Below are 807 nucleotides of genomic sequence, written 5' to 3'. Positions count from 1 at the left end.
ACTTAGGGTGTCAGTTTTTTGAAGTGAGCCACTCCTCTTTTGAGGCCTATCTTTCTTCGAGGGAAGATGTCGTGATTGAATCTAGCAAGGCGATTGTTCGCGGACGTAATTCTTTGCTTACCCGTGGTGCGCTGGGCAGCGCGTCAACCTTGTTCGGAGCGCGAGTGCTCAGCGCAAGTCGGAACGAAAATCTTTGGACTGTCGAATTAGACGTAGCTTCTGAAAACAAAACACTTGAGGCCGACCATCTCATTTTGGCTACGCCGCCGATTCAAGCGGCGGAGATATTGGGGCGCGACCACCGGCTTTATTCATCAATGTCTCAATCGCGTCACCACGCGCAGTGGGTCTCTGTTTTTGCGTTTGACAAGCGTGTTCTTGATGCTCAGACAGTAAAGACTCTAGAGAAAATTGGGTCAATCCAAAGTGACGACATAGGGCTGGTGTCGGTTGAATCGCGTAAGCCAGATCGGAATATTGATGCTAGCCTGTTGGTTATGACGCTACACAGCTCTGAGTCATGGGCGGCACGGAATCTCAATGTCAGTGCCTCAGATGTCGAAACGGTATTGCTAGAATCCTTGGCCGATGTCGTGGATCTGGACTCAGTTGTTTTGCGCAATGCATTAGAAAAGGCGCATGTTCATCGATGGTTGTATGCTCGTCCTAATATCTCTAATCGCTTGATGGGGCATTTCTTTGATGATGCCTCGATTAAGCTGTCTGCCTGTGGGGATTACTTTTCGGTGGAATCCGAGTATGGTGTTGAATCAGCATTTTTAAGTGCAAATGCTCTTTTGAGAACCA

General features: G+C 48.5%; 1 protein-coding gene. It reads left to right on the top strand.

The window, feature by feature from the left end:
- Positions 1-71 precede the first annotated feature (71 nt).
- Positions 72-807: hypothetical protein (locus A3762_RS23490; RefSeq protein WP_156493701.1), on the top strand; the 736-nt coding region annotated here is incomplete at its 3' end.

This window comes from Oleiphilus sp. HI0125 (genome assembly GCF_001635355.1).
The sequence above is the reverse complement of the archived record's forward strand: the minus strand, read 5'-3'. Positions and strand labels throughout refer to the sequence as shown.